General features: G+C 42.4%; 1 pseudogene. It reads left to right on the forward strand.

Annotated features, from left to right (window positions below):
• A pseudogene (locus SB773_RS34095) lies at positions 1 to 223 on the forward strand (DUF4179 domain-containing protein); the annotation flags it as partial.
• Positions 224 to 243: the final 20 nt, after the last annotated feature.

Raw genomic sequence — 243 nt, forward strand, 5'->3', positions numbered from 1 at the left:
TTCCTACTACTGGTCTGTCACCGACGAAAATGGCAAGAAATACGATGATATTCAGTACTTTATTGATCGGACCGATTATCAAAATGGACGGGCCACGTTCGAAGGATCGTTATTCGTACAAAATATCGAACCGCTTCCAAAGCAATTGATCATCACCGCTTCGAAAAGAATGGTTGAGCACCGCAATGTAGACTGGGAGGTTCCGCTTCTCCCGGGAAAATAAGAAAAGATAGATTAATTTGT

It is taken from the genome of Bacillus sp. SIMBA_074 (assembly GCF_046534555.1).
GTDB classification, from domain to species: Bacteria; Bacillota; Bacilli; order Bacillales; family Bacillaceae_G; genus Bacillus_A; species Bacillus_A mycoides.